Genomic DNA, 1300 nt, shown 5'->3' on the forward strand with positions numbered 1-1300 from the left:
GAGAGCGTTCAAAATTCTGTGTCAGCCGAATTGGCTAGAGTTTAATTATATCATCGAGCCTGCCTTCAAAGTAAATCGATAACTGTGTGATGGTTTGCCCCCAGTTTGTCACCGGCATTGTCCATTTTTCAGAAGCCTGTTGAATGCCAATATACAGCAATTTCAGCAGGCTATTTTCATTCGGGAAAGCCCCCTTGGTTTTGGTCAGTTTTCTGAATTGGCGATGTACTGCTTCAACCGCATTGGTGGTATAAATTGGCTTCCTAACCGCTTTCGGATATTTGAAATAGGCACTGAGTAAATGCCATTTTTCACGCCATGAACGAATGACTTTCTCGTATTTATCCCCCCATTTGGCTTCCAGCTCATCTAGCGCCATTTCAGCTGCCTGCTTGGTATCTGCTCGGTAAACAGGCTTCAGATCAGCCATAAAGGCTTTTTGATCCTTACTGGCCACATAACGCAAGCTATTGCGGATTTGGTGAATAATACATAACTGCACTTCTGTCTGCGGAAATATCGCAGCAATTGCTTCAGGGAAGCCTTTAAGCCCATCAACGCAGGCGATCAGAATGTCTTGTATGCCACGGTTCTGCAAATCTGTGAGTACGCTGAGCCAATAATTAGCACCTTCACTTTCTGATAGGTAAAGACCCAGCAGTTCTTTATGGCCTTCGGTATTTAATCCCAGTACGGTATAAACGGCTTTGTTGACATAACGGCCTTCATCCTTGATCTTGTAATGGATGGCATCGAGCCACACAAAGGGATATACGGCATCAAGCGGCCTCTGTTGCCAGGCACGTAATTCGGGGATTAGCTTGTCTGTAATATTGGTAATGGCACCCTCGGAAATATCCAGTGCATACATATCGGCAATATGTTTTTGAATATCACGGTAGCTCATGCCGAGCGCAAACAGTGAGATGACTTTACTGTCGATCTCTTCAGAGAGTTTGGTTTGATTTTTCTTGACGAGTTGAGGCTCAAAATCACCAGTGCGATCACGAGGTGTTTCCAGTTCAAATGAACCGGAGGATGATTTTACGGTCTTGCGAGAGTAACCATTCCTGCGATTGGATGGTTTAGGATTTTCTTCCAGATAGTTTTCAATTTCAGCATTTAAAGCCGCTTCTGTCAGCTGTTTGATTAGTGGTGTCAGGATACCGTTTTCACCAGTGAGGGGTTGTCCTGACTGTAATTGTTTTAAAGCTGCTTCGAAATCAAAGTTGTTTGCCATGATGTGTCATTTCCTGTTTGATTCAGTTTATTGAAATGACACAGATTTTTGAACACTACC

Annotated in this window: 1 protein-coding gene; it reads right to left on the minus strand. The window is 43.6% G+C overall.

All coding sequences use genetic code 11. The features are described 5' to 3' along the window. Window positions 1–34: 34 nt before the first annotated feature. The gene (locus tag FTT83_RS15895; RefSeq protein WP_004911237.1) at window positions 35–1240 is read right to left on the minus strand and encodes an IS256 family transposase; all 1206 of its coding nucleotides are present in this window, start codon (window positions 1238–1240) and stop codon (window positions 35–37) included. Window positions 1241–1300 lie beyond the last annotated feature (60 nt).

The organism is Acinetobacter sp. YH01018 (assembly GCF_013420295.1).
Classification (GTDB): domain Bacteria; phylum Pseudomonadota; class Gammaproteobacteria; order Pseudomonadales; family Moraxellaceae; genus Acinetobacter.

Bases quoted from the DNA above. Each gene is read 5' to 3' on its own strand.
- FTT83_RS15895 (WP_004911237.1), bottom strand. From the start codon at position 1,240: ATGGCAAACAACTTTGATTTCGAAGCAGCTTTAAAACAATTACAGTCA.